Here is a 20,394-nt window from a genome sequence, read left to right on the forward strand (position 1 = left end):
GGCGTGCTCGGGCGCTAGGCAGACACGACTTTTTTCTCCTGCTGACGCAACGCCGCCAGATCGCGATAGCCACTGCCTGGATGGATCTCGGGCAATCGCGGCCCTTCACCAAACAGCTTCTCGCGCAAGGTGCCGGGGGCGTAATCGGTCTTGTAGACCCCGCGCTTCTGCAACTCGGGCACCAGCAATTCCACGGCATCGATGAAGGTTTCGTGGGTCAGCGCGTACGCCAGGTTGAACCCGTCCACGTCCGTCTCTTCAACCCACTCCTGTAACAGGTCGGCCACGGTTTCCGGGCTGCCGACGAACAACGGCCCAAAGCCGCCGATGCCGACCCAGTCGGCCAGTTCGTTGGGGGTCCAGATTTTGTTCGGGTCGGCACTGGAGAACGCCTCCACCGCAGATTGAATGGCGTTGGTGTGCACATGCTTGAGCGGTTCATCGGGTTTGAACTGGCTGAAATCGATACCGGTCCAGCCGGAAATCAAGGCCATGGCGCCTTCGTAACTGACCCAGGTCTTGTACTCTTCGAACTTGGCCTTGGCCTTGGCGTCGGTCTCGCCGAGGATCACGGTCTGCAGGTTGAAAATCAGGACCTTCTTCGGATCGCGTCCCGCCTCTGCCGCACGCCGGCGGATATCGGCAACGGTTTTCTTCAGCAGCACTTTCGACGGTGCGGCGACGAACACGCACTCGGCATGTTCAGCGGCGAATTGTTTGCCGCGACTCGAAGCGCCGGCCTGATACAGCACCGGGGTCCTTTGCGGCGAGGGCTCGCAGAGATGAATACCCGGCACCTGGAAGTGTTTGCCGACGTGCCGGATTTCATGGATCTTGCTCGGATCGCTGAATACCCGCCGCGCACGATCGCGCAGGATGGCGCCCTCTTCCCAGCTGCCTTCCCACAGTTTGTAGCAAACCTCCAGGTATTCCTCGGCGTAGTCGTAACGGGCGTCGTGTTCGGTCTGGGATTTCTGCCCGAGGTTCTTCGCGCCGCTCTCCAGGTACGAAGTGACGATGTTCCAGCCCGCGCGCCCCTTGGTCAGGTGATCGAGGGTCGACAGGCGGCGGGCGAACGGATACGGATGCTCGAACGACAGCGACGCGGTCAGGCCAAAGCCCAAATGTTCGGTCACCAACGCCATCGGCGGGATCAGTTGCAACGGATCGTTGACCGGCACTTGCGCGGCCTGGCGGATCGCCGCATCACCATTGCCGTTGTACACGTCATAGATGCCCAGCACGTCGGCGATGAACAGACCGTCGAACTTGCCACGCTCGAGGATTTTCGCCAGGTCGGTCCAGTACTCCAGGTCCTTGTACTGCCACGAGCGGTCCCGCGGGTGCGCCCACAATCCCGGCGACTGATGGCCGACACAGTTCATGTCAAAGGCGTTGAGACGAATTTCACGGGCCATCAAACGGCTTCCTTTGTGGAGATTGGAGAACTTGGGGGGTGAATGCCATTGAGGCGGAAGTTGCCGATGACCTGGAGCTTCCAGCGCAACGGGTCGTGCAGCGAACCGGGCAGCGCAGTGCGTTGACCGGTGAGTTCGAATTCGGCGTTGCTCGCGGTGCTCAGGGCTTCGGCGCTGGCCAGGTGCGCTTCGGCAATGGCGATGCGTGTTTCGGTGGCGTCTTCATGGCTGTTCACAAAGTCTTCGGCGCGTTCGAGCAGTGCGGCAGCGACTTCGATGCGGATCTGCACGTCGCCGAAACGGCTGATCACGTAAGGATCTTCGCTGGCGTTGGTCAAGCCGCTGCCGGCCCAGGGTTGGGCCTGCGTGCGGACGAAACGCAGGGTGGCCTCGAGCAGGCTGCGGGCGTTGTGCAGATCATGCTGACTTTTGGACAAGGGTTGTTCGGTAGCAATCGGTTGGGTCAAGGCGTTCATGCTGAGCTCCTCAGTTCCAGGCGTGGCGCGCAGGTTTCACGCCGTTGAGCAGGTAGTTGCCGATCAGGTGGTATTTCCAGCGCGCCGGGTCGTGCAGGGTGTGGGTCCGGGCGTTGCGCCAGTGGCGATCGAGGTTGTATTTGCCGAGCACCGAGCGGGTTCCCGCCAGCTCGAACAGCTTGCTGCTGGCGAGCAAGGCGATCTCGGCGGACAACACTTTGGCCTGGGCCACCACCACCGAGGCGTGGGCCACGGTGTCTTCATTGGCGTCGAGCAGCGCGGCATCGATGGCCTGGCCGGCTTTTTTCAGGATTGCTTCCGTGCCATGCACGCGCCATTCGAGGTCGCCGATGGCAGCGATGCTGTACGGGTCCTGCCAGCCGTGATCCTGGCCGCTGTCGATCCAGGGTCGCGCCTCACGGGCGTAGCGCTTGGTTTCTTCCAGGGCGCCGACGGCGATACCGGTGTCGACGGCCGCCTGGATGATTTGCGAGATCGGGCCGTCGGCGGTGGGTTCGTCGAAGGCTTTATGGGCCGGAATCACCGCGCTGAGCGGAACCTTCACCGCGTTCAGGGTCACTCCGCCGCTGGCGGTGGTGCGCTGGCCAAAACCGTCCCAGCTGTCGATCACGCTCAAGCCCGGGTTATCACGCTCGATGAAGGCGATGAACGCCTGGTTCTGTTCGTTGACCGCCACGGCCGGCACGATGTGCGCGAACAGCGCACCGGTGCAGTAGAACTTCTCGCCATCGATTTGCGCGCTGTCATCGTTGAAACGAATCCGGGTTTCAAAGGCGCCGGCGGTTTTGCTTTTGGATTCGGAAAAGGCATTGCCGAAACGGTAGCCCTTCAGCACTTTGCCGAAGTAGTAGCGCTTCTGCTCTTCGCTGGCGGTTTGCAGCAGGATGTCGAGCACGCCGAGGTGGTTTTGCGGGATCTGGCCGAGGGACGAATCGGCGGCGGAAATGATCTTGATCACTTCGGCCACGGTCACATAGGAGACGCCGGCACCACCGTAGGCTTTTGGCACGGTGATGCCCCAGAGGCCGCTGGCAGAGAACTCGTCGAGTTCGGCGACGGGCAGGCGTCGCTCGCGATCCCGTACGCTGGCCTCGACGACGAAACGCGCGGCGAGCTTGTGAGCGACGGCAATCGCCTCGGCGTCCGAGCGGATCACATGGGCGGTATGAAGGGGTTGGGCTGAGGCTGTCATGGGCCGACTCCAGGTTCTGGGTGAGTGCACCAGAGCTTTTGCAGGAGTCGTGCCTGAAATTTAATTACTTATTTTTCAATGAGTTAACCAATTAACCGAGAAAGCCTCACAACTTGAGAACAGCAAAATGTTTATCCAGTGTTGATGGGCAAACAGTTCAGATCACCACGTTGCGCACAAAACGTACCGCCACCGGCCCATCGTTGCGATAGGAATGTGGCTGGTTGCTGGCGAACATGAAGAACTCGCCGGCGCTGATACGATGCGGCACATCACCGACCATCAGGGTCAGGCAGCCTTCGAAGACGTAGAACTGTTCGCTCCAGCCATCGGCATCCGGTTCCGACGGATAATGCTCGCCCGGTTCGAGGCGCCATTCCCAGAGTTCGACTTCACGGGTGGCGTTGGCCTTGGCCAGCAATACCGCCTTGCTACCGGGGATCGTCCCTGCCCAGGCCAGCTCATTGATGCGGCTGTGATCGCGGGCGTCGGGGGCCTGGATCAGGTCGCTGAACGCCACGTCCAGTGCTTCGGCCACGCGATCCAGGGTGGTCAGGCTGACGTTCTTTTCGCCGGCTTCGATGGCCACCAGCATGCGGCGGCTGACACCGGACTTTTCAGCCAGGGCAGTCTGGCTCATGTCGGCGGCATGGCGCAGGCGTCGGATATTCTGGCTGACGTGCTGCAGGACCGAAGCCCGGGGCGTGGAATCTTTGTGCACTATATTGCTCACTTGGTGGTGTTGCGCAGTATACTGCCCAACTTCGGGCGCATTGTGCGTCCCCCTCAGGTAGTGCGCAAGATCATGACGTCGCCGAACGCTCCCCTAGCTTCCTCCCGTTTCCTGCGGCTCAGCAAGGCCGAGTGCGTGCTGGTGCTGATCACCATGGTCTGGGGCGGGACCTTTTTGCTGGTTCAGCATGCGATGACCGTCAGCGGGCCGATGTTTTTCGTCGGCCTGCGCTTTGCCGCCGCCGCAAGCATCGTGGCCCTCTTCTCCTGGCGCACCCTGCGCGACCTGACCTTTTTCGAATTCAAGGCCGGCGCCTTTATCGGCGTGGCGATCATGCTCGGTTACGGCCTCCAGACCGTCGGGTTGCAAAGTATTCCCAGCAGCCAGTCGGCGTTCATCACCGCGCTTTACGTGCCCTTCGTGCCCTTGCTGCAATGGCTGGTACTGGGGCGTCGTCCGGGGCTGATGCCGAGCATCGGCATCATGCTGGCTTTCACTGGCCTGATGCTGCTGTCGGGCCCGGCCGGGGCGTCTTTCCACTTCAGCCCCGGTGAAATCGCGACCTTGATCAGCGCCATTGCCATTGCGGCGGAAATCATTCTGATCAGCACCTATGCCGGCCAGGTCGATGTGAAGCGGGTGACCGTGGTGCAACTGGCCGTCACATCCCTGCTGTCGTTCTTGATGGTGGTCCCGACCCAGGAACGGATTCCGGATTTCTCCTGGCTGCTGCTGTGCAGTGCCCTGGGCCTGGGCATGGCGAGCGCCGCGATTCAAGTGGCAATGAACTGGGCGCAGAAGAGTGTTTCGCCCACCCGCGCCACGCTGATTTATGCCGGTGAGCCGGTGTGGGCCGGGATTGTCGGGCGGATTGCCGGGGAACGCTTGCCGGCGATTGCGCTACTGGGGGCGGGGTTGATCGTCGCGGCGGTGATTGTCAGCGAGTTGAAGACCAAGGGTAAGGTGGCTACGCCTGAAGAAGCCCTGGAGCGCGAAACTCAAGGTTAAGCGATGAAATCGGTGGCGTTTGATAAATCGCCATCGCGAGCAAGCTCGCAGCACAGGGGCCAGTGCGTGCTCGCGATGGTGTCAGTCCGGTCAGACACCTTCTCTGAAACAATGAAAAACGGGCTTTTTCCGTCTACCTTGTAGGATTCTGCGACAGCTTGGCGTTTGGCGATCCGGGAGCTGGCACGTATGATGCTTCACAAACTTCCGCAGATTAGAAGCCTATGTCCCTGATAGTTCTACTGCTTCTGCCTTTCATAGGCAGCTGTCTGGCAGCGGTGCTGCCACACAACGCGCGTAATACCGAATCCCTGTTGGCTGGCCTGGTGGCCTTGATCGGCACCCTTCAGGTCGCGCTCCTGTACCCGCAAATCGCCCATGGCGGCGTGATCCGTGAAGAGTTCTTCTGGCTGCCCAGCCTGGGCCTGAACTTTGTCTTGCGCATGGACGGTTTCGCCTGGCTGTTCTCGATGCTGGTACTGGGCATCGGCACGCTGGTGTCCCTGTACGCCCGTTACTACATGTCCCCGGACGATCCGGTGCCGCGCTTCTTTGCGTTTTTCCTGGCGTTCATGGGCGCCATGCTCGGGCTGGTGATCTCCGGCAACCTGATTCAGATCGTGTTTTTCTGGGAGCTGACCAGCCTCTTTTCATTCCTGCTGATCGGCTACTGGCACCACCGGGCCGATGCCCGGCGCGGAGCCTATATGGCGCTGATGGTCACCGGCGCTGGCGGTCTGTGCCTGCTGGCGGGGGTCATGCTGCTCGGCCATGTGGTCGGCAGCTATGACCTGGACAAGGTCCTGGCCGCCGGCGATCTGATTCGCGCACATGCCCTCTACCCCATTCTGCTCCCCCTGATCCTGATCGGCGCGCTGAGCAAAAGCGCGCAATTCCCCTTCCACTTCTGGCTGCCCCACGCCATGGCGGCGCCGACACCGGTGTCGGCCTATCTGCACTCGGCGACCATGGTCAAGGCCGGGGTGTTTCTGCTGGCACGGTTGTGGCCGTCGCTGTCCGGCAGCGAAGAATGGTTCTACATCGTCAGCGGGGCCGGGGCCTGCACCCTGTTGCTCGGCGCCTATTGCGCGATGTTCCAGAATGACCTCAAGGGCCTGCTGGCCTACTCGACGATCAGCCACCTGGGCCTGATCACGCTGCTGCTGGGCCTGAACAGTCCGCTGGCGGCCGTGGCAGCAGTGTTTCACATCCTCAACCATGCCACCTTCAAGGCCTCGCTGTTCATGGCCGCCGGGATCATCGACCACGAAAGCGGCACCCGCGACATTCGCCGGCTCAACGGCCTGTTCAAGCTGATTCCGTTCACCGCGACCCTGGCCATGGTCGCCAGTGCCTCCATGGCCGGCGTCCCATTGCTCAACGGCTTCCTCTCAAAAGAGATGTTCTTCGCCGAAACCGTGTTCATCAACGCCACAGCCTGGGTCGAGATGACCCTGCCGATCGTCGCGACCATCGCCGGCACCTTCAGCGTTGCCTACTCTCTGCGCTTCACCGTGGACGTGTTCTTCGGCCCGACCGCCACCGACCTGCCCCACACCCCGCACGAACCGCCACGCTGGATGCGCGCGCCGGTCGAGTTGCTGGTGTTCACCTGCCTGGTGGTGGGCATTTTCCCTGCTCAGGTGGTGGGCCCGCTGCTCGCCGCGGCCGCGCTGCCGGTGGTGGGCGGCACCTTGCCGGAGTACAGCCTGGCGATCTGGCACGGCTGGAACGCGCCGATGATCATGAGCCTGATCGCCATGTCCGGCGGCATCGTGGTGTATCTGCTGCTGCGTAATCAGCTCAAGCGCGGGCGCTTCCGCTACCCGCCGCTGATTGGACGGTTCAACGGCAAGCGCCTGTTCGAACGCATCCTGGTGATCAAAATGCGCCTGGCCCGGCGCCTGGAACGACGGATCAGTACCAAACGCCTGCAGACCCAGCTGTTCCTGATGGTGCTCGCCGCCGTGCTGGCCGGCTTGATTCCGATGTTGCACAGCAGCCTGCACTGGGGCGACCGGCCGAAGATTCCCGGCTCGATCGTGTTCGTCATCCTGTGGTTGCTGGCGATTGCCTGCGCCCTTGGCGCCGCCTGGCAGGCCAAGTACCACCGTCTCGCCGCCCTGACCATGGTCAGCGTCTGCGGCCTGATGACCTGCGTGACCTTTGTCTGGTTCTCGGCGCCGGACCTGGCCCTGACGCAGCTGGTGGTCGAAGTGGTGACCACGGTGCTGATCCTGCTGGGCCTGCGCTGGCTGCCCCGCCGGATCGAAGAAGTCTCGCCCTTGCCGAGCAGCCTGCGCAAAGCGCGCATCCGCCGTATCCGTGACTTGCTGCTGTCGACCGTGGTCGGCGGCGGCATGGCGTTGCTGGCCTACGCGATGCTGACTCGACAGACACCGAACGACATTTCCTCGTTCTACCTCAGTCGCGCCCTGCCTGAAGGCGGTGGCAGTAACGTAGTCAACGTGATGCTGGTGGACTTCCGCGGCTTCGACACCCTGGGCGAAATCACCGTGCTGGTGGCCGTGGCCCTGACCGTGTTCGCCTTGTTGCGACGTTTCCGCCCACCGAAAGAAAGCCTGCAACTGCCGGCGCAACAACGCCTGCTGGCGCCCGACGTGGTTACTGACCTGGTCAACCCGCGCCACGCCAGCGACACCGCCCTGGGCTTCATGATGGTGCCGGCGGTGCTGGTGCGCCTGCTGCTGCCGATTGCCGTGGTGGTGTCCTTTTACCTGTTCATGCGCGGGCACAACCAGCCGGGTGGCGGTTTCGTCGCGGGCCTGGTGATGTCGGTGGCGTTCATCCTGCAATACATGGTCGCCGGCACCCAGTGGGTCGAGGCGCAAATGAGCCTGCGACCGCTGCGCTGGATGAGCACCGGCCTGCTGTTCGCCACCGTCACGGGCCTGGGTGCCATGGCGGTCGGGTATCCATTCCTCACCACTCACACCTGGCATCTGGACCTGCCCGTGCTGGGCGACATTCATGTGGCCAGCGCGCTGTTCTTTGACATTGGCGTGTACGCCGTGGTGGTGGGCTCGACGCTGCTGATCCTCACCGCCCTCGCCCACCAATCGGTTCGGGGTCACAAAACGGCTGCGCAGCCAAAACCCGTCGCCATGAAGGAGACCGTCTGATGGAAGAAGTCATTGCCATCGCCATCGGCGTACTGGCCGCGTCCGGCGTCTGGCTGATCCTGCGGCCACGGACGTTCCAGGTGGTCATGGGCCTGTGCCTGCTGTCTTATGGCGTCAATCTGTTCATTTTCAGCATGGGCAGCCTGTTCATCGGCAAGGAGCCGATCATCAAGGACGGCGTGCCGCAGGACCTGCTGCATTACACCGACCCGTTGCCGCAGGCGCTGGTCCTCACGGCGATCGTGATCAGCTTCGCCATGACCGCGCTGTTCCTGGTGGTTTTGCTGGCCTCCCGGGGCCTGACCGGCACCGACCATGTGGATGGCCGGGAGCCTAAAGAATGAATGCAATGACGCACCTGATCGCGGCGCCGATTCTGCTGCCGCTGCTGACCGCCGCCATCATGCTGATGCTTGGCGAGAAACATCGACCGCTTAAGGCCAAGATCAATTTGTTCTCCAGCCTGATGGGCCTGGGCATTTCCGTACTGCTGCTGCAATGGACACAAACCACCGGCGTGCCCGGCTCCATAGGCGTCTACCTGCCGGGCAACTGGCAGACGCCGTTCGGCCTGGTGCTGGTGGTCGATCGCCTGTCCGCGTTGATGCTGGTACTGACCGGCATCATCGGCGTCAGCGCGTTGCTGTTCGCCATGGCGCGCTGGGACAGTGCCGGTTCGAGTTTCCATGCGCTGTTCCAGATTCAGTTGATGGGCCTGTATGGCGCCTTCCTGACGGCGGACCTGTTCAACCTGTTCGTGTTCTTTGAAGTGCTGCTGGCCGCTTCCTATGGCCTGATGCTGCACGGTTCGGGTCGCGCGCGGGTGTCGGCGGGGCTGCACTACATCTCGATCAACCTGCTGGCCTCGACCCTGTTCCTGATTGGCGCGGCGCTGATCTACGGGGTCACCGGCACCTTGAACATGGCCGACCTGGCGTTGAAGATTCCGCTGGTGCCGCAGGCCGATCGCGGCCTGCTGCATGCCGGTGCAGGCATTCTCGCGGTGGCGTTCCTGGCCAAGGCCGGGATGTGGCCGCTCAACTTCTGGCTGGTGCCGGCCTATTCCTCGGCGAGCGCGCCAGTGGCAGCGATGTTCGCGATCATGACCAAGGTCGGCATCTACACCCTGCTGCGCCTGTGGACCCTGCTGTTCTCCGGGCAGGCCGGGGCGTCGGCGTACTTCGGCGGCGACTGGCTGATCTACGGCGGCATGGCGACCATCGTCTGCGCGGCCATAGCGATCCTCGCCGCGCAACGGTTGGAGCGCATGGCCAGCCTGAGCATTCTGGTGTCGGCGGGCATTCTGTTGTCGGCCATCGGTTTCGCCCAACCCAACCTGATCGGCGCGGCGCTGTTCTATCTGGTCAGCTCGACCCTCGCACTGAGCGCGCTGTTCCTGCTGGCAGAATTGATCGAACGTTCGCGCTCGGCGGTCGAGATCCCGCTGGAAGATGAAAACGAGATGCTGCCGCGACCACTGCAAGCTTCGGTGCCGGTCAAGGACAACCTCGACGACGATCTCAAAGCCGTGGTCGGCCAGGTGATTCCCTGGACCATGGCCTTCCTCGGCTTGAGCTTCATTGCCTGCGCGCTTTTGATCATCGGCATGCCGCCACTTTCCGGCTTCATCGGCAAGCTCAGCCTGCTCAGCGCCCTGCTCAACCCAATGGGCCTGGGCAGTGCCGGTGACGAGCCGGTGTCGAACGCGGCGTGGGGGTTGCTGGCATTGCTGATCCTCTCCGGGTTGGCCTCGCTGGTGGCTTTTTCGCGCCTGGGCATCCAGCGTTTCTGGACGCCGCAAGAACGACCGTCGCCGGTCCTGCGGCGGCTGGAGTGCGTGCCGATTTTCGCGCTGTTGGGTCTGAGCATCCTGTTGACCTTCAAGGCCGAACCGCTGTTGCGCTACACCCAGGCGGCCGCCGATACCTTGAACAACCCGCAGCAGTATGTGATGGCCGTGCTCGGCACCCGGGCAGTGCCCAGCCCGGAATCCAAGGCCGCGCTGCTGGAGGTGCAACCATGAAGCGCCTGTTTCCTGCACCGTGGTTGTCGCTGGCGCTGTGGCTGTTGTGGCTGGTGCTGAACCTGTCGATGAGCCCCGGCAATTTGTTGCTGGGTGCAATGCTGGGGTTCTGCGCACCGTTGATGATGCGCAAGTTGCGCCCGCTGCCGATCCGCATCCGCCGGCCGGGGGTGATCCTGCGCCTGTTCCTGATGGTTGGACGCGATGTGGTGGTGTCCAACCTCGCCGTGGCCTGGAGCGTGCTCAACGCCGGGCGCCGGCCACCGCGCTCGCGCTTCATCAAGGTACCGCTGGACCTGCGCGACGCCAACGGCCTGGCGACGCTGTCGATGATCTGCACCGTGGTGCCCGGCACGGTCTGGTCTGAACTGGCGCTGGACCGCAGCATTCTGCTGTTGCATGTCTTCGATCTGGAAGACGAAGCACTGTTCATTGAGCACTTCAAGGCGACCTACGAGCGCCCGTTGATGGAGATATTCGAATGAGCGCCCTGCTATCGAATGCAATTATGCTGAGCCTGTTGCTGTTTTCCGTGGCGATGATTCTGACCCTCATCCGCCTGTTCAAGGGCCCGTCGGCCCAGGACCGGGTACTGGCACTGGACTACCTGTACATCATCGCGATGCTGATGATGCTGGCACTGGGCATTCGCTATGCCAGCGACACTTACTTCGAGGCAGCGCTGCTGATTGCGCTGTTTGGCTTCGTCGGCTCGTTTGCCCTGGCGAAATTCCTGCTGCGTGGCGAGGTGATCGAATGAGCGCGCAACTGTCTGTGTGGGTGGAAATCCCGGTGGTCATCCTGCTGGTGCTCAGCAGTCTGTTTGCATTGGTCGGCGCCATCGGCCTGGTGCGAATGAAGGATTACTTCCAGCGCATGCACCCGCCGGCGCTGGCCTCGACCCTGGGCGCGTGGTGCGTGGCACTGGCCTCGATCATCTACTTTTCGGCACTCAAGTCCGCGCCGGTGCTGCACGCCTGGCTGATTCCGATTCTGCTGGCGATTACCGTGCCGGTGACCACCTTGCTGCTGGCCAGGGCGGCGCTGTTTCGCAAGCGCATGGCGGGGGATGATGTGCCGGCGGAGGTGTCCAGCCGCCGCAGCGAAAGCGGTCGCTAGTTCAGCGTTTTTGTATTGGCCGGGCTGGCGCTGTCACGAGCCTGCTCGCGATGGATTCAGACCCAGGCCACCGCCAACAATCCCGCCCCCAGCACCACACACAACGGCGAATAAACCCAGGTATCCAGCCGGGCAAACTTCGAGCCCTTGACCTCTTTGAAAAAGCCCACCAAGTCCGAATCCCCAATGGCCCGGGCGAACATCATGATCGCGATGGCACTGATCAGCCATTGCAGCGACCAATGGGACACCGCCGGCACCCACCACCCCACGCGCAAGCACACCAGCAATGAAATCAGCAACAACGCACCGGCCACCATCAACGTGATCCAGCCCCGCGGTCTGAAGGCCGGTCGCAATTTCAGCCCGCCTTCCACCGGCACTTGCGGCACCACCGCCACGGCGGCCCACTCGCCACCCAAAGCCCAGTAGACATGCATCAGGCTGATCGCGGCGAAGATCGTCACCAGCCATTGAGCCAACACCAGAGTCATGGTCAGAAATCCTTGAAAGGGATTTGAACAAAATCATCCTAGTTGGCATTTCCTGAACTGCACGAACTTGTCGGTCCGACCCGACCAACGCCACCGCCAGCGATCGCCGAGGCGGCATTAGAGCCCGGCCGAAACCTTGTCCGCCACCTCCTTGGGCAGCCAGGCTTTCCACACATCCGGGTGCGCCTTCATGAACGCTTCGGCGGCCTGGCGCGGCGCGGTGTGTTTCTCGCTCATCTCGGCCAGGGCCTTGTTCAACGGGTCGATGGGCAGATCGACCTTGGTGAAGAACTCGGCAATCTGCGGGTACTGCTTCTGGAACGGCGTGGACACACCAATGGACAGTTTCGAAGCCAGCGAACGGGTCGGTTTCGGATTGGGATTGTCAGCGTCGGTCAGGGTTTTCCAGGCTTCGGCGTCGAACGGAGGCTCTTGCAGTTGAATCAATTTGAATCGACCGAGCAGCGGCGTGGGCGACCAATAATAGAACAGCACCGGTTTGCCGCGACGGATCGAGGAACTGATCTCCGCGTCCAGTGCCGCACCGGAACCACTGCGGAAGTTCACGTAGCTGTCTTCCAGCCCATACGCCTTGAGCTTCTGTTTATTGACCACTTCCGACGTCCAGCCGATGGGGCTGTTGAGGAACCGTCCCTTGGTCGGGGCCTCCGGATCCTTGAACACCTCTTTGTAGCGCGGCAGGTCAGTGACACTGCGCAGATCCGGCGCCAGCGGCTTGATGCCCCTGGCCGGGTCACCCTTGATCACATACTCCGGCACCCACCAACCTTCGGTGGCGCCCTTGACCGTATCCCCCAGGCTCGCCACCTTGCCTTCGGCCTCCGCCTTGACCCAGACCGGACTGCGCCCGGCCCATTCCTCGCCAATGACCTGAATGTCATTGTTGGCCAGGGCGGTTTCCAGGGTAATGGTGGTGCCCGGCAAGGTGTCGGTCGGCAACCCGTAGCCCTTCTCGACAATGATGCGCAGGATATCGGTGATCAGGCTGCCACTCTCCCAATTCAGGTCGGCGAAGTGGATCGGTGCCTGGGCAGCCGATACGGGAACCGATGACGCCAACAACCCGAAAGTGGCCAGGGCAGCGGCCAGCAACCGTCGAAAACCTTTCATGCTTTACACCTCGTGCTGTTCACAGCAATCGCAGGATGGCCTGGCAAAAGGCCGCGAAGCCTCTGAATAGTCAGTCAACTGACTGTAGTAGAGGTTCCCGCTTTCGAGGGGGGCATGCCCTGGTTTTAGGAAGTTTCCTGCAAGCGCGCCAGTTCTCTCCTGACCATGCTGGCATACGCTGCCGGGCGCAACGCGTAGATCTGCGAGGCCACCCAATTCAGCCAGGCTCCCTGCAGCACAGCCTTCTGCCCGAATAGCCGTTGGGCCTCGGCTTGAGCGTTGGCGAGGTTCTGCTCATGGAAGTCGGCGCGGGTCAGGCTCATTACTCGCTGGCCTTGAACGTCACCAGTTCACCCTTGCGCCACTTGGCGGCCTTGGCGGTCACGGCCTTGAGGGTTTTGGTCAGGCCTTCCTGCAACTGCTCGTGGGCGGCGAACACCGTCACCACGTTGTGACCCTCCTTGAACACGATGGCATGACCGTCGGCGGTGGTGACAAAGGCATAATCGCCCAGGCCGTAGACCGTCAGTTTGATATCGCGGAATTTGATTTCCAGTTTGCCGCCTTCGCGACTGGGCAAAACCGAGGCACTGAAATGATCGCCAACCTTGAGTTTGAGCCCGGGTTTATCGTCCACCACCAGCGCTGACTCGGTGTCGATTTCGGCAACGTAAATGCCTTCAGCGTTCTGTTCGGTGATGTAAACGAAACGTGACTGAAACTGTTTAACAAGCTTTGCGCGCAAATCACCCAGCACGAACAAAGCATGCATATCGAGATTACTTACTGCCAAGGAAACATCCCCACATCTGAAAATGACGCTGCACGCGAAAACAGCGCACAGCCAAAAAAAGCGGCAATGCCGAAGGTGAAGCCAGATAACCCGAATTGAAATCCTGAGATGAGCAGGAGGCTCATCCATCACGACGTTTGAGCAGACTACTGGATGTCGCTCACATCGTCTTGCCTGACGTTCGTCAAAGGTTGAAGGAAAACGCCCTTCGTACCGCCAGAGAAGTACGGACTATCAACTTCGAGGAAAATTCTCTCAAAAAAAAGCACTTTTCTGACATATCGCCAGAAAGAAATTGCTTTAGATAAACATCGATCACCCACCAGTGGGGGTGATTCTAGAGCAGCGACGCTCATCGAGACTACCCATACCGTCGTACATACGTCGGTAAAACAATGAAAAGGACTTCATATGTGCACACTGACACACTTCGCTCATCCCCAAACGCCGCATCCGGCGGTGTTACAGCACCCTGAACGGGTCACCCACATCCCCGGCCCACCGAGGTTCCAGGTGATATTGGCCGGCAATGCCTTCTTCCATATCAAAGAAATTTCCACAGGACATGTAAGAGGTTTCCGCGGCGATCACAACGAAGCCTGCGCACTCGCCCGGTCACTTGAGTCACGTATCTGACCGGGTCGCTCCTTGCCTTTGGATAGACGTTTCGTCACGCCGGCGACTTAACTCAGCCGCCGGCCTGCAACAACTGCCATACTGGCCGGCCAACGACACGCACCCCTCTCTGGGTGGGCAGCGTTAAACAAACAGTTATTTCCAAGGGAAGGCAGCTACGTGACGGAATTTGATATCGGCGAATTTTTTATTTGGGGCGAAGCCAGAGAGGTCGACGGCGAATTCCAGGCTGTCATTGTCATGCGCGCCAAGCCACCGCTGAATACCGTGAGCTACCATCAGGTCGAAAAAGATCGCTGGTTCAAAACCTCGGACGTCGCCGCCACCGCGGCCCAGGAATCCGCCAGGGAGTTGAAAGCGGCCGTCGACGCAGGTGCATTGAAAGCCTGATGTTCGAGTTTGCGGTCTATGCTCACTGCTGCGTTTGAACATCGCTTTCGAACTCCTGACGCGCGGCCCCCTCAGATGCAATGTAGCCGCGCCTCAGATCTCGTACTCGACGTGACCGACCCGCTGCAAGGAGATGAAGATGGAATCACCGACACACGACTTGAAAGGTTTGTTCGACCAGCTCGGCCTGGACTCCACCCAGAAAGCTATCGACGATTTCATTGCCAGCCATTCACCGTTGCCCGACGACAAGAAACTCATCGACGCCGAGTTCTGGACGCCGCAACAGGCAGGCTTCCTGAAAGAACAATTGCGTGAAGATGCCGACTGGGCGCGGGTGGTCGACGACTTGAACCTGCGTATGCATCAAATTCACTAACCCCGGGCGTAACGCAGGCTGCCAGGTGTTGCAGTATTTAATTGCGCCAACCAGGCAGCCTTGCACTCCTCCGCTTCATCGCGACTGGAAAACGCCGTCCCCCGGCGCTCACCGTTGAGCAGCACCACCCAGCAGACACTCTGCCCCAACGCCCGCAAACTGGCGGGCACACCGCTGCCAATCATCACCGCAACATCAACCTTACCGTGCATGCTGACCTCTCGAGCTCAGTTAGCAACCTAACTATGCCGGCATGTTAATCAGCGGATACGAGCGGAAAAAGCAGCGACCCCGCACAGCAGAGTTGCCAATACCGTAACAATAAAGCACCTCATCCCACCTGCTGGAACCGGTTTGACGGGCCCCTGCGAAAGACGCCATTCAAGACGGCCACTGTATCTGTGGCGAGCACGCTTGCTCGTCATAGCAGAAGTGGTCGGTCTTATCTGAACAGCATCAAGCCGCTAGCGAGGATTTTCCGGCTTGTAGCCCAGGCGCAAACCGCCCCAATGACGCCCCTTGAGCATGATCGGCACCGACAGGTCGTGCATGAGCTCTCCAGTATCGCGAGTGTAAGTTTGCAGCAGCACCGCCTGCTGGTGGCTGCCGCAACGGACGCCGGTGCGATCAGCGAATTTGCGTTTGGTGCGGTTTTGCAAGGTATCGACCTGCACATCGCCGGTCAGCGGCTGGCTGAAGACTTTGTTATGGGTCGGCACGTAGCCTTGAGGGGTGCAGGCAATGGCGAACACCAGGCCTTCATGGCGCGGCAACAGCGGCTCCTGAATCGCCGGCAATACCTGATCGGTGTAGCGGTCGAAGCGCGTCTGGTACTTGGGCGGACTGGTGTCGGGGATTGCCTGATAGTTTCGGTCGAACAGGTCATCGAGACTGATACGTCCGGCATCGATATCCGCTTCGAATCGTGCGGTAATCTGGCTCGCCCCTTCACGGGCCAGGTCGTAAATCCGCTGGTGATAGTCATCCAGCCCGACTGCCGCCAGGCGCTCACTGATGGTTTCGGCCTGACCTTCCATCTGCACCGCGGCCTGGGCCAGACGCTGAGTCTGCTGGTCGCTGATGGCCAGGTCGCTGCGCATCTGTTCGATGGCATGAAACAGGCTGTCGAGCTGTTCGCGATTGGTCTCTGCGCCTCGGGCAATTTCCCCGACCTGGTGTTCGACACTGGCCGCCAGCCGCGCGATGTTATCCAGGTGCTGCCCCGTGTGCTCGACCTGCTGGACGCCGGTGTCGAGGTCGCTGGACAGTTGACGGATCTGCTCCACCACTTGCGCGGTGCGTTGCTGGATATCGGCCACCATCTCCCCGACTTCACCGGTTGCCGTGGCGGTGCGCGCGGCGAGGCCACGAACTTCGTCGGCCACCACTGCAAAACCACGCCCGTGCTCACCGGCGCGCGCCGCTTCGATGGCGGCGTTCAACGCCAGCAAATTGGTCTGGCTGGCGATGGACTGAATCACCAAAGTGACCCGCTGAATGTCATCGCTGCGCAGGCTCAGGGCCTCGATCAGCTCGCGGCTGTTACTGGCGCGCTGACTGAGCTGATGCATGCGCGCTATCGACTCGATCAGTTCGGTTCGCCCGGCCACGCCACTCTGATGCGCCTCGCTGGCAGCGCTCAGGGCTTCGCGGCTGAGGGTCGAGGTGGCTTGTTCGGTGGCAATCATCACTTCGGCATTGCTGACGATCTGCGCCGCCGCACCGAGTTGCGATTGCAGCTTGTCCGCCAGTTGCTTGACCGAGAAGGCCACGCCTGCGGCCGACAAGGCGTTATGACTGGTGGTGTAGGAAAGATCGCGTGTTAACGCGGAGATGGCGCTGGACGTTTCCGCTGGAACCGCTTCAGGTGCCGCACGCGAACGCAGACGAGGCAGCCAGATAATGAGCACCGCCAATGGCAGGCTCAGGTAAAGCGACCAGCCCCCCAGCGTCATGCCACACAGCAACAGCATCAGGGCGATGCTCTGCAGCGACGGCGTCAGCCAGCGGTGTTTCGGCAATAGTACTGGTGCAGGCACTGCCGCAACCAGAGATCCGTCTCTCGTCATCGTTATCACCCCGCCATCTTCTAATTGTTGTCATCGCATTAAACGCCAGCAGAAAGCCATTATCCATGGGCCTTTAGTCGTGGTCGTTGCAGCAGATCAATAGAAGTGCGGGGCTTTACGCAGGCGTCGAAAAGCAAAGATCGCAGCCTTCGGCAGCGCCGACCGGAAGGAAGGCAGGCGCTGACGAAGGCTGCGATCTTTTCACAGGCTACCCGAGTTAAACGGGCGGCCTTGCAGAATCACGCTTGACGCTGGTGCTTGTCGATCTGCTCGTGACGCTCTTGAGCTTCGATGCAGTACTTGGTCGTCGGGCTGATCAGCAGGCGTTTCAGGCCGATGGGCTCACCGCTGTCATCGCACCAGCCGAAGCTGTCTTCCTTGATGCGTTCCAGGGCTTGTTCCAACTGAGGCAGCATGCGCTGATCGCGATCGATCGCGTTCACCAGCCAGGTGCGCTCTTCTTCGACGGAAGCCGCGTCAGCCGGGTCGGCCGGGGTGTCCAGGCTCTCGATGGCAATGCGGTTCTGTTCGATGCGCTCATGGGTTTCGACTTTCATGTTCTGCAACAGCTCGGCGAAAAAAGCATGTTGCTCGGCATTCATGTAGTCATCCGCCGGCATGGCCAGCAACTTGTCCTTTGTCATTGATATCTCTATAAAAAAACGTGCATTAAGGCGAATAAGGGAGCTTTCCGGCGGACCTGGGCAGGCCATCGGAAAGGCGCCGTTTGTTCCAAGCGCCACCCGGCACTCAATTTACGAGGGGCGGCAGTCTAAGGCCGACTTGAGGCCTCAGCAACTGAAAAGACAGCGAATTTTCCCGGCAAAGCCTCGAAAATGATCTAAGGCGGGCATCGGAGTGCGTTTATAGCAAGAAATTCAATCCAGCGGAGGTATATAGAAGACAAATGGCTACCGGCACGCCCCCCATTTTCACGTCAGGCAACCTCAGCTAAGGTTGTCCGTCCCGAAGTGGCTATTTCAAGGAGCGGTTAAATGAAGCTGATCGGCATGCTGGATTCGCCTTACGTACGACGCGTCGCCATTTCTGCCAAACGCCTGGGCATTGCGCTGGAGCATGAATCGGTTTCGGTGTTCAGGCACTTCGAGCAGTTCCAGCAGATCAACCCCGTGGTCAAGGCCCCCACGCTGGTGCTGGATGATGGCGAAGTACTGATGGATTCGACCCTGATCATCGATTACCTGGAGGCACTGGCCGAACCTGGCCGCAGCCTGATGCCCAAGGGAATCGAGCAACGTGTGCGCTCGTTGCGCCTGATCGGGCTGGCGTTGGCAGCCTGCGAAAAATCGGTGCAGCTCTATTACGAGCGCAACCTGCGGCCGGCGGAGATTCAATACGAACCCTGGGTTGAGCGGGTCGAAGGACAACTGGCGGCGGCTTATTCAGCCCTGGAACGGGAACTGGAAAAACACCCGCTGAAAACCGACGGTTCGATTGATCAGGATGGACTCATCCTCGCCGTGGCCTGGAGCTTTACCAACCTGGTGGTGCCGGATCAGGTCGCCGGGGCGCAATGTCCGCGAATCGCTGCATTCACCGAGTATGCCGAAGGGCTTGAGGCGTTTGTCAGTACGCCGATTGACTGACAGACAGGCGGCGCCTGATCTGGCCTCCAACCAAAAGGCCGCTTCTGCCAAAGGCAGAAGCGGCAGAGGCACAGGCCCCAGAAGATCAGTGCATGAACAGCGCGATCAGAATGATGATCGGGATGGGTACACCAAGAAAGAACAACAGTAATGAGCGCATGGTGTTTCTCCTGAGTTAACGAATGGCTGTGGTGGTGACGTAGGTGTCGGTTTCCAGATACACCACGGCATCCCGGCGACGACCGCCGAAAGTCGCGGCAAGGCTGGCGAAAAACGCACCGGCCAACAGTGCAACGAACATCCACAACGTGGTCCAGGCAGCGACTTTGGCGGCCGTGTCTGCCGCTTGTTGTGCCTTCAGCCTGGCGTCGGCCACGGCCTGTTGGGTGCGGGCATAGACTTCATCGACACGACGTTCAGCGTCCGCCTGGGTAAGATTGGTCCGCTGCGCCACCAACTGCGCGAGATAAGTGCGATCTTCGGCAGCCAGTTGCCCGTTGTTACTCAAGGAGCGGACGAAAATGCGGGTGACGGTGCCGCGGGCGGCGTCATCGCTGACGGCGGCCGGACGATCATCGCGAAACAGGCTGTCGACGAAGTAACCGTATTGATCGCCGCCCGAATTGACGGCAGCCGAACCGGCCACTTGCGTCATGGCACTGGCCGCGCCACCGGCGACAGTCGCCCCGGCCTGCACCCCGCCGCTGATCAGGCTGCTGACCGAACCGGCCACCAGCGTCGCCGTCACGAGTGTCGCCACGCACCACGCCAGGAAGCCATGGGCGGTGTCGCGGAAGTAGACTTCATCGCCGTGCATATACGCCCATTTCACCCGCAGCCGGCCGGCGATGTAGCCACCGGCCCCGGAGGCGATGATCTGGGTGGCGGCCAGCCAGACAATGGTTGAAATACCCAGGCCTTTGGCGCTCACTCCCTCATTGGCCCAGGGCGAAACCGCCGAAAATCCAAGGCCGAAACCCAGTAGCACGAGGATCAGCGATAACGCCGCCGCAGCCGCGGCCCCGGCGAAAATCGCCCCCCAGGACACACCCGAGAGCGTGCTCGACTCATCCGCGGCGGGATAGAAACCATCAGAGGATCTATTCATCGTTGTATCGCTCCAGGCAGAAAGATGGTGTTACAACTCTTCGAATGAACAATTGCAGTGACCATGCCAGTCGCGAATTCCAGATAAGTCCTTTAACTTCAGAGGGTTACAAAGAAGGAACTTCCGAGGGTCATGCAAGATGCAATAAAGGGCCAGCCCGGGCGGGCTTTCTGCATTGCGAAAACTACTTGCGCCTATAGCTTTTATTGCCTGCCGGCGTGAGGCAGTAAACGCCGTCTCTGGGGCCCGTGCAGAACGAACCGGTTCCGCAAGCACAGCCCTCGGCGTCCTGCACACGTGCTTGTGGCCGGGCCTGGCTTTTGCTGCCATATATAGATGAACAACTTTTTTTCGAGGCACTGATAGAGCCGTCGTTACACAGGAACAGATCACCGTCACAACGGGCGACACCGCCCTTCTTTCCCGAACACGGTGTATTGGCGGCCCATGTCGATGAGCAGACAACACTCAGCAACAGCAGGCACATCGGCATCCAGCCAGACTTTAGAGTACGCAAGGTGCAACTTCCCGTTGAAATTATGGCCCAATGATATCAACGTTCCTTAAATGCGCCGCGATCACATGAAAGTTAATTTATTAAGTCACTGGCAATTCTTGGCAAAATGCTTCGAACTCAGACTTGAACCGATTTAT

At 60.6% G+C, this 20,394-nt stretch carries 25 protein-coding genes; 12 read left to right on the forward strand and 13 right to left on the reverse strand.

The features are described 5' to 3' along the window. Nucleotides 1-14: 14 nt before the first annotated feature. The 4 genes from AC1Q6D_RS03400 to AC1Q6D_RS03415 form a co-directional block, all read right to left on the reverse strand. Complete coding sequence (locus tag AC1Q6D_RS03400) at nt 15-1,418, reverse strand: LLM class flavin-dependent oxidoreductase (RefSeq protein ID WP_103404739.1); 1,404 nt, start codon at nt 1,416-1,418, stop codon at nt 15-17. Beyond that, nucleotides 1,418-1,894, reverse strand: coding sequence for an acyl-CoA dehydrogenase (locus tag AC1Q6D_RS03405; protein WP_103404738.1), 477 nt, complete (start codon nt 1,892-1,894; stop codon nt 1,418-1,420). Before AC1Q6D_RS03405 ends, AC1Q6D_RS03400 begins: the two co-directional genes overlap by 1 nt. Before the next feature lie 10 nt (nt 1,895-1,904). Next, nucleotides 1,905-3,107: an SfnB family sulfur acquisition oxidoreductase gene (locus AC1Q6D_RS03410; protein WP_103404737.1), complete on the reverse strand. Its 1,203-nt coding sequence runs from the start codon at nt 3,105-3,107 to the stop codon at nt 1,905-1,907. Nucleotides 3,108-3,264: 157 nt separating this feature from the next. Further along, a complete protein-coding gene (locus tag AC1Q6D_RS03415; RefSeq protein ID WP_047530003.1) occupies nt 3,265-3,828 on the reverse strand; it encodes a helix-turn-helix domain-containing protein in 564 nt (187 codons plus the stop codon). Between AC1Q6D_RS03415 and AC1Q6D_RS03420 the strand changes: the two genes are divergently transcribed. From AC1Q6D_RS03420 to AC1Q6D_RS03450, 7 genes are all read left to right on the forward strand, one after another. Further along, nucleotides 3,823-4,848: a DMT family transporter gene (locus AC1Q6D_RS03420; RefSeq protein ID WP_103404736.1), complete on the forward strand. Its 1,026-nt coding sequence runs from the start codon at nt 3,823-3,825 to the stop codon at nt 4,846-4,848. The two genes, AC1Q6D_RS03415 and AC1Q6D_RS03420, sit on opposite strands and share 6 nt — an antisense overlap. A gap of 224 nt (nt 4,849-5,072) precedes the next feature. After that, nucleotides 5,073-7,991, forward strand: coding sequence for a monovalent cation/H+ antiporter subunit A (locus AC1Q6D_RS03425; protein ID WP_103404735.1), 2,919 nt, complete (start codon nt 5,073-5,075; stop codon nt 7,989-7,991). Further along, the gene (locus AC1Q6D_RS03430; RefSeq protein ID WP_007986256.1) at nt 7,991-8,335 is read left to right on the forward strand and encodes a Na+/H+ antiporter subunit C; all 345 of its coding nucleotides are present in this window, start codon (nt 7,991-7,993) and stop codon (nt 8,333-8,335) included. The genes AC1Q6D_RS03425 and AC1Q6D_RS03430 overlap by 1 nt, the downstream gene beginning before the upstream one ends. Continuing rightward, nucleotides 8,332-10,014: a monovalent cation/H+ antiporter subunit D gene (locus AC1Q6D_RS03435; protein WP_103404734.1), complete on the forward strand. Its 1,683-nt coding sequence runs from the start codon at nt 8,332-8,334 to the stop codon at nt 10,012-10,014. Before AC1Q6D_RS03430 ends, AC1Q6D_RS03435 begins: the two co-directional genes overlap by 4 nt. Further along, a complete protein-coding gene (locus tag AC1Q6D_RS03440; RefSeq protein WP_047530014.1) occupies nt 10,011-10,499 on the forward strand; it encodes a Na+/H+ antiporter subunit E in 489 nt (162 codons plus the stop codon). The genes AC1Q6D_RS03435 and AC1Q6D_RS03440 overlap by 4 nt, the downstream gene beginning before the upstream one ends. Further along, complete coding sequence (locus tag AC1Q6D_RS03445) at nt 10,496-10,774, forward strand: K+/H+ antiporter subunit F (protein ID WP_047530017.1); 279 nt, start codon at nt 10,496-10,498, stop codon at nt 10,772-10,774. The genes AC1Q6D_RS03440 and AC1Q6D_RS03445 overlap by 4 nt, the downstream gene beginning before the upstream one ends. Further along, nucleotides 10,771-11,133 (forward strand): Na+/H+ antiporter subunit G, encoded by a 363-nt coding sequence (locus AC1Q6D_RS03450; RefSeq protein ID WP_103404733.1) that lies wholly within the window; start codon nt 10,771-10,773, stop codon nt 11,131-11,133. The genes AC1Q6D_RS03445 and AC1Q6D_RS03450 overlap by 4 nt, the downstream gene beginning before the upstream one ends. A 56-nt stretch (nt 11,134-11,189) precedes the next feature. Here the strand turns inward: AC1Q6D_RS03450 and AC1Q6D_RS03455 are convergent, their stop codons facing one another. The 4 genes from AC1Q6D_RS03455 to AC1Q6D_RS03470 form a co-directional block, all read right to left on the reverse strand. Next, nucleotides 11,190-11,627, reverse strand: a complete 438-nt coding sequence (locus AC1Q6D_RS03455; RefSeq protein ID WP_103404732.1) for a DUF3995 domain-containing protein — start codon at nt 11,625-11,627, stop codon at nt 11,190-11,192. A 117-nt stretch (nt 11,628-11,744) separates the two neighbouring features. Continuing rightward, nucleotides 11,745-12,758, reverse strand: a complete 1,014-nt coding sequence (locus tag AC1Q6D_RS03460) for an ABC transporter substrate-binding protein (RefSeq protein ID WP_103404731.1) — start codon at nt 12,756-12,758, stop codon at nt 11,745-11,747. Nucleotides 12,759-12,883: 125 nt separating this feature from the next. After that, nucleotides 12,884-13,081: a hypothetical protein gene (locus AC1Q6D_RS03465; protein WP_047530026.1), complete on the reverse strand. Its 198-nt coding sequence runs from the start codon at nt 13,079-13,081 to the stop codon at nt 12,884-12,886. Next, nucleotides 13,081-13,551, reverse strand: a complete 471-nt coding sequence (locus AC1Q6D_RS03470) for a hypothetical protein (protein ID WP_047530027.1) — start codon at nt 13,549-13,551, stop codon at nt 13,081-13,083. The genes AC1Q6D_RS03465 and AC1Q6D_RS03470 overlap by 1 nt, the downstream gene beginning before the upstream one ends. Between AC1Q6D_RS03470 and AC1Q6D_RS03475 the strand changes: the two genes are divergently transcribed. From AC1Q6D_RS03475 to AC1Q6D_RS03490, 4 genes are all read left to right on the forward strand, one after another. Beyond that, nucleotides 13,525-13,650, forward strand: a complete 126-nt coding sequence (locus AC1Q6D_RS03475; protein ID WP_256590283.1) for a hypothetical protein — start codon at nt 13,525-13,527, stop codon at nt 13,648-13,650. The two genes, AC1Q6D_RS03470 and AC1Q6D_RS03475, sit on opposite strands and share 27 nt — an antisense overlap. Nucleotides 13,651-13,962: 312 nt before the next feature. Next, nucleotides 13,963-14,187, forward strand: a complete 225-nt coding sequence (locus AC1Q6D_RS03480; RefSeq protein ID WP_103404730.1) for a hypothetical protein — start codon at nt 13,963-13,965, stop codon at nt 14,185-14,187. A gap of 159 nt (nt 14,188-14,346) precedes the next feature. After that, nucleotides 14,347-14,577 (forward strand): hypothetical protein, encoded by a 231-nt coding sequence (locus tag AC1Q6D_RS03485; RefSeq protein ID WP_090462473.1) that lies wholly within the window; start codon nt 14,347-14,349, stop codon nt 14,575-14,577. A 139-nt stretch (nt 14,578-14,716) separates the two neighbouring features. Further along, entirely contained in the window at nt 14,717-14,956 is a 240-nt protein-coding gene (locus AC1Q6D_RS03490) for a DUF2789 domain-containing protein (protein ID WP_047530030.1), read from the forward strand. Here AC1Q6D_RS03490 and AC1Q6D_RS03495 read toward each other — a convergent pair. From AC1Q6D_RS03495 to AC1Q6D_RS03505, 3 genes are all read right to left on the reverse strand, one after another. After that, nucleotides 14,953-15,168, reverse strand: a complete 216-nt coding sequence (locus AC1Q6D_RS03495; RefSeq protein WP_047530032.1) for a hypothetical protein — start codon at nt 15,166-15,168, stop codon at nt 14,953-14,955. The two genes, AC1Q6D_RS03490 and AC1Q6D_RS03495, sit on opposite strands and share 4 nt — an antisense overlap. 252 nt (nt 15,169-15,420) lie before the next feature. Beyond that, nucleotides 15,421-17,025 (reverse strand): methyl-accepting chemotaxis protein, encoded by a 1,605-nt coding sequence (locus AC1Q6D_RS03500; RefSeq protein WP_103404729.1) that lies wholly within the window; start codon nt 17,023-17,025, stop codon nt 15,421-15,423. Between the two features lie 239 nt (nt 17,026-17,264). Further along, nucleotides 17,265-17,669 (reverse strand): TraR/DksA family transcriptional regulator, encoded by a 405-nt coding sequence (locus AC1Q6D_RS03505; RefSeq protein ID WP_047530036.1) that lies wholly within the window; start codon nt 17,667-17,669, stop codon nt 17,265-17,267. Nucleotides 17,670-18,020: 351 nt separating this feature from the next. On the opposite strand from AC1Q6D_RS03505, the gene AC1Q6D_RS03510 reads away from it, so the two are divergent. Then, nucleotides 18,021-18,632, forward strand: coding sequence for a glutathione S-transferase family protein (locus AC1Q6D_RS03510; protein ID WP_103404728.1), 612 nt, complete (start codon nt 18,021-18,023; stop codon nt 18,630-18,632). A gap of 175 nt (nt 18,633-18,807) precedes the next feature. On the opposite strand, the gene AC1Q6D_RS03515 is transcribed toward AC1Q6D_RS03510, so the two are convergent. Both AC1Q6D_RS03515 and AC1Q6D_RS03520 read right to left on the reverse strand, forming a co-directional pair. After that, nucleotides 18,808-19,740 (reverse strand): hypothetical protein, encoded by a 933-nt coding sequence (locus AC1Q6D_RS03515; protein ID WP_103404727.1) that lies wholly within the window; start codon nt 19,738-19,740, stop codon nt 18,808-18,810. A gap of 184 nt (nt 19,741-19,924) precedes the next feature. Continuing rightward, a complete protein-coding gene (locus AC1Q6D_RS03520) occupies nt 19,925-20,227 on the reverse strand; it encodes a YdcA family protein (protein WP_103404726.1) in 303 nt (100 codons plus the stop codon). Nucleotides 20,228-20,394 lie beyond the last annotated feature (167 nt).

The sequence above is a fragment of the Pseudomonas sp. MT92 genome (assembly GCF_058792515.1).

What these genes read in the sequence shown, in the direction of transcription:
- AC1Q6D_RS03435 (WP_103404734.1), top strand. Translation starts at nt 8,332, where the DNA reads ATGAATGCAATGACGCACCTGATCGCGGCGCCGATTCTGCTGCCGCTG.
- AC1Q6D_RS03405 (WP_103404738.1), bottom strand. Translation starts at nt 1,894, where the DNA reads ATGAACGCCTTGACCCAACCGATTGCTACCGAACAACCCTTGTCCAAA.
- AC1Q6D_RS03515 (WP_103404727.1), bottom strand. Translation starts at nt 19,740, where the DNA reads ATGAATAGATCCTCTGATGGTTTCTATCCCGCCGCGGATGAGTCGAGC.
- AC1Q6D_RS03460 (WP_103404731.1), bottom strand. Translation starts at nt 12,758, where the DNA reads ATGAAAGGTTTTCGACGGTTGCTGGCCGCTGCCCTGGCCACTTTCGGG.
- AC1Q6D_RS03440 (WP_047530014.1), top strand. Translation starts at nt 10,011, where the DNA reads ATGAAGCGCCTGTTTCCTGCACCGTGGTTGTCGCTGGCGCTGTGGCTG.
- AC1Q6D_RS03400 (WP_103404739.1), bottom strand. Translation starts at nt 1,418, where the DNA reads ATGGCCCGTGAAATTCGTCTCAACGCCTTTGACATGAACTGTGTCGGC.
- AC1Q6D_RS03410 (WP_103404737.1), bottom strand. Translation starts at nt 3,107, where the DNA reads ATGACAGCCTCAGCCCAACCCCTTCATACCGCCCATGTGATCCGCTCG.
- AC1Q6D_RS03445 (WP_047530017.1), top strand. Translation starts at nt 10,496, where the DNA reads ATGAGCGCCCTGCTATCGAATGCAATTATGCTGAGCCTGTTGCTGTTT.
- AC1Q6D_RS03480 (WP_103404730.1), top strand. Translation starts at nt 13,963, where the DNA reads ATGTGCACACTGACACACTTCGCTCATCCCCAAACGCCGCATCCGGCG.
- AC1Q6D_RS03450 (WP_103404733.1), top strand. Translation starts at nt 10,771, where the DNA reads ATGAGCGCGCAACTGTCTGTGTGGGTGGAAATCCCGGTGGTCATCCTG.
- AC1Q6D_RS03500 (WP_103404729.1), bottom strand. Translation starts at nt 17,025, where the DNA reads ATGACGAGAGACGGATCTCTGGTTGCGGCAGTGCCTGCACCAGTACTA.
- AC1Q6D_RS03505 (WP_047530036.1), bottom strand. Translation starts at nt 17,669, where the DNA reads ATGACAAAGGACAAGTTGCTGGCCATGCCGGCGGATGACTACATGAAT.
- AC1Q6D_RS03475 (WP_256590283.1), top strand. Translation starts at nt 13,525, where the DNA reads ATGCATATCGAGATTACTTACTGCCAAGGAAACATCCCCACATCTGAA.
- AC1Q6D_RS03490 (WP_047530030.1), top strand. Translation starts at nt 14,717, where the DNA reads ATGGAATCACCGACACACGACTTGAAAGGTTTGTTCGACCAGCTCGGC.
- AC1Q6D_RS03430 (WP_007986256.1), top strand. Translation starts at nt 7,991, where the DNA reads ATGGAAGAAGTCATTGCCATCGCCATCGGCGTACTGGCCGCGTCCGGC.
- AC1Q6D_RS03495 (WP_047530032.1), bottom strand. Translation starts at nt 15,168, where the DNA reads ATGCACGGTAAGGTTGATGTTGCGGTGATGATTGGCAGCGGTGTGCCC.
- AC1Q6D_RS03425 (WP_103404735.1), top strand. Translation starts at nt 5,073, where the DNA reads ATGTCCCTGATAGTTCTACTGCTTCTGCCTTTCATAGGCAGCTGTCTG.
- AC1Q6D_RS03465 (WP_047530026.1), bottom strand. Translation starts at nt 13,081, where the DNA reads ATGAGCCTGACCCGCGCCGACTTCCATGAGCAGAACCTCGCCAACGCT.
- AC1Q6D_RS03455 (WP_103404732.1), bottom strand. Translation starts at nt 11,627, where the DNA reads ATGACTCTGGTGTTGGCTCAATGGCTGGTGACGATCTTCGCCGCGATC.
- AC1Q6D_RS03510 (WP_103404728.1), top strand. Translation starts at nt 18,021, where the DNA reads ATGAAGCTGATCGGCATGCTGGATTCGCCTTACGTACGACGCGTCGCC.
- AC1Q6D_RS03520 (WP_103404726.1), bottom strand. Translation starts at nt 20,227, where the DNA reads ATGTGCCTGCTGTTGCTGAGTGTTGTCTGCTCATCGACATGGGCCGCC.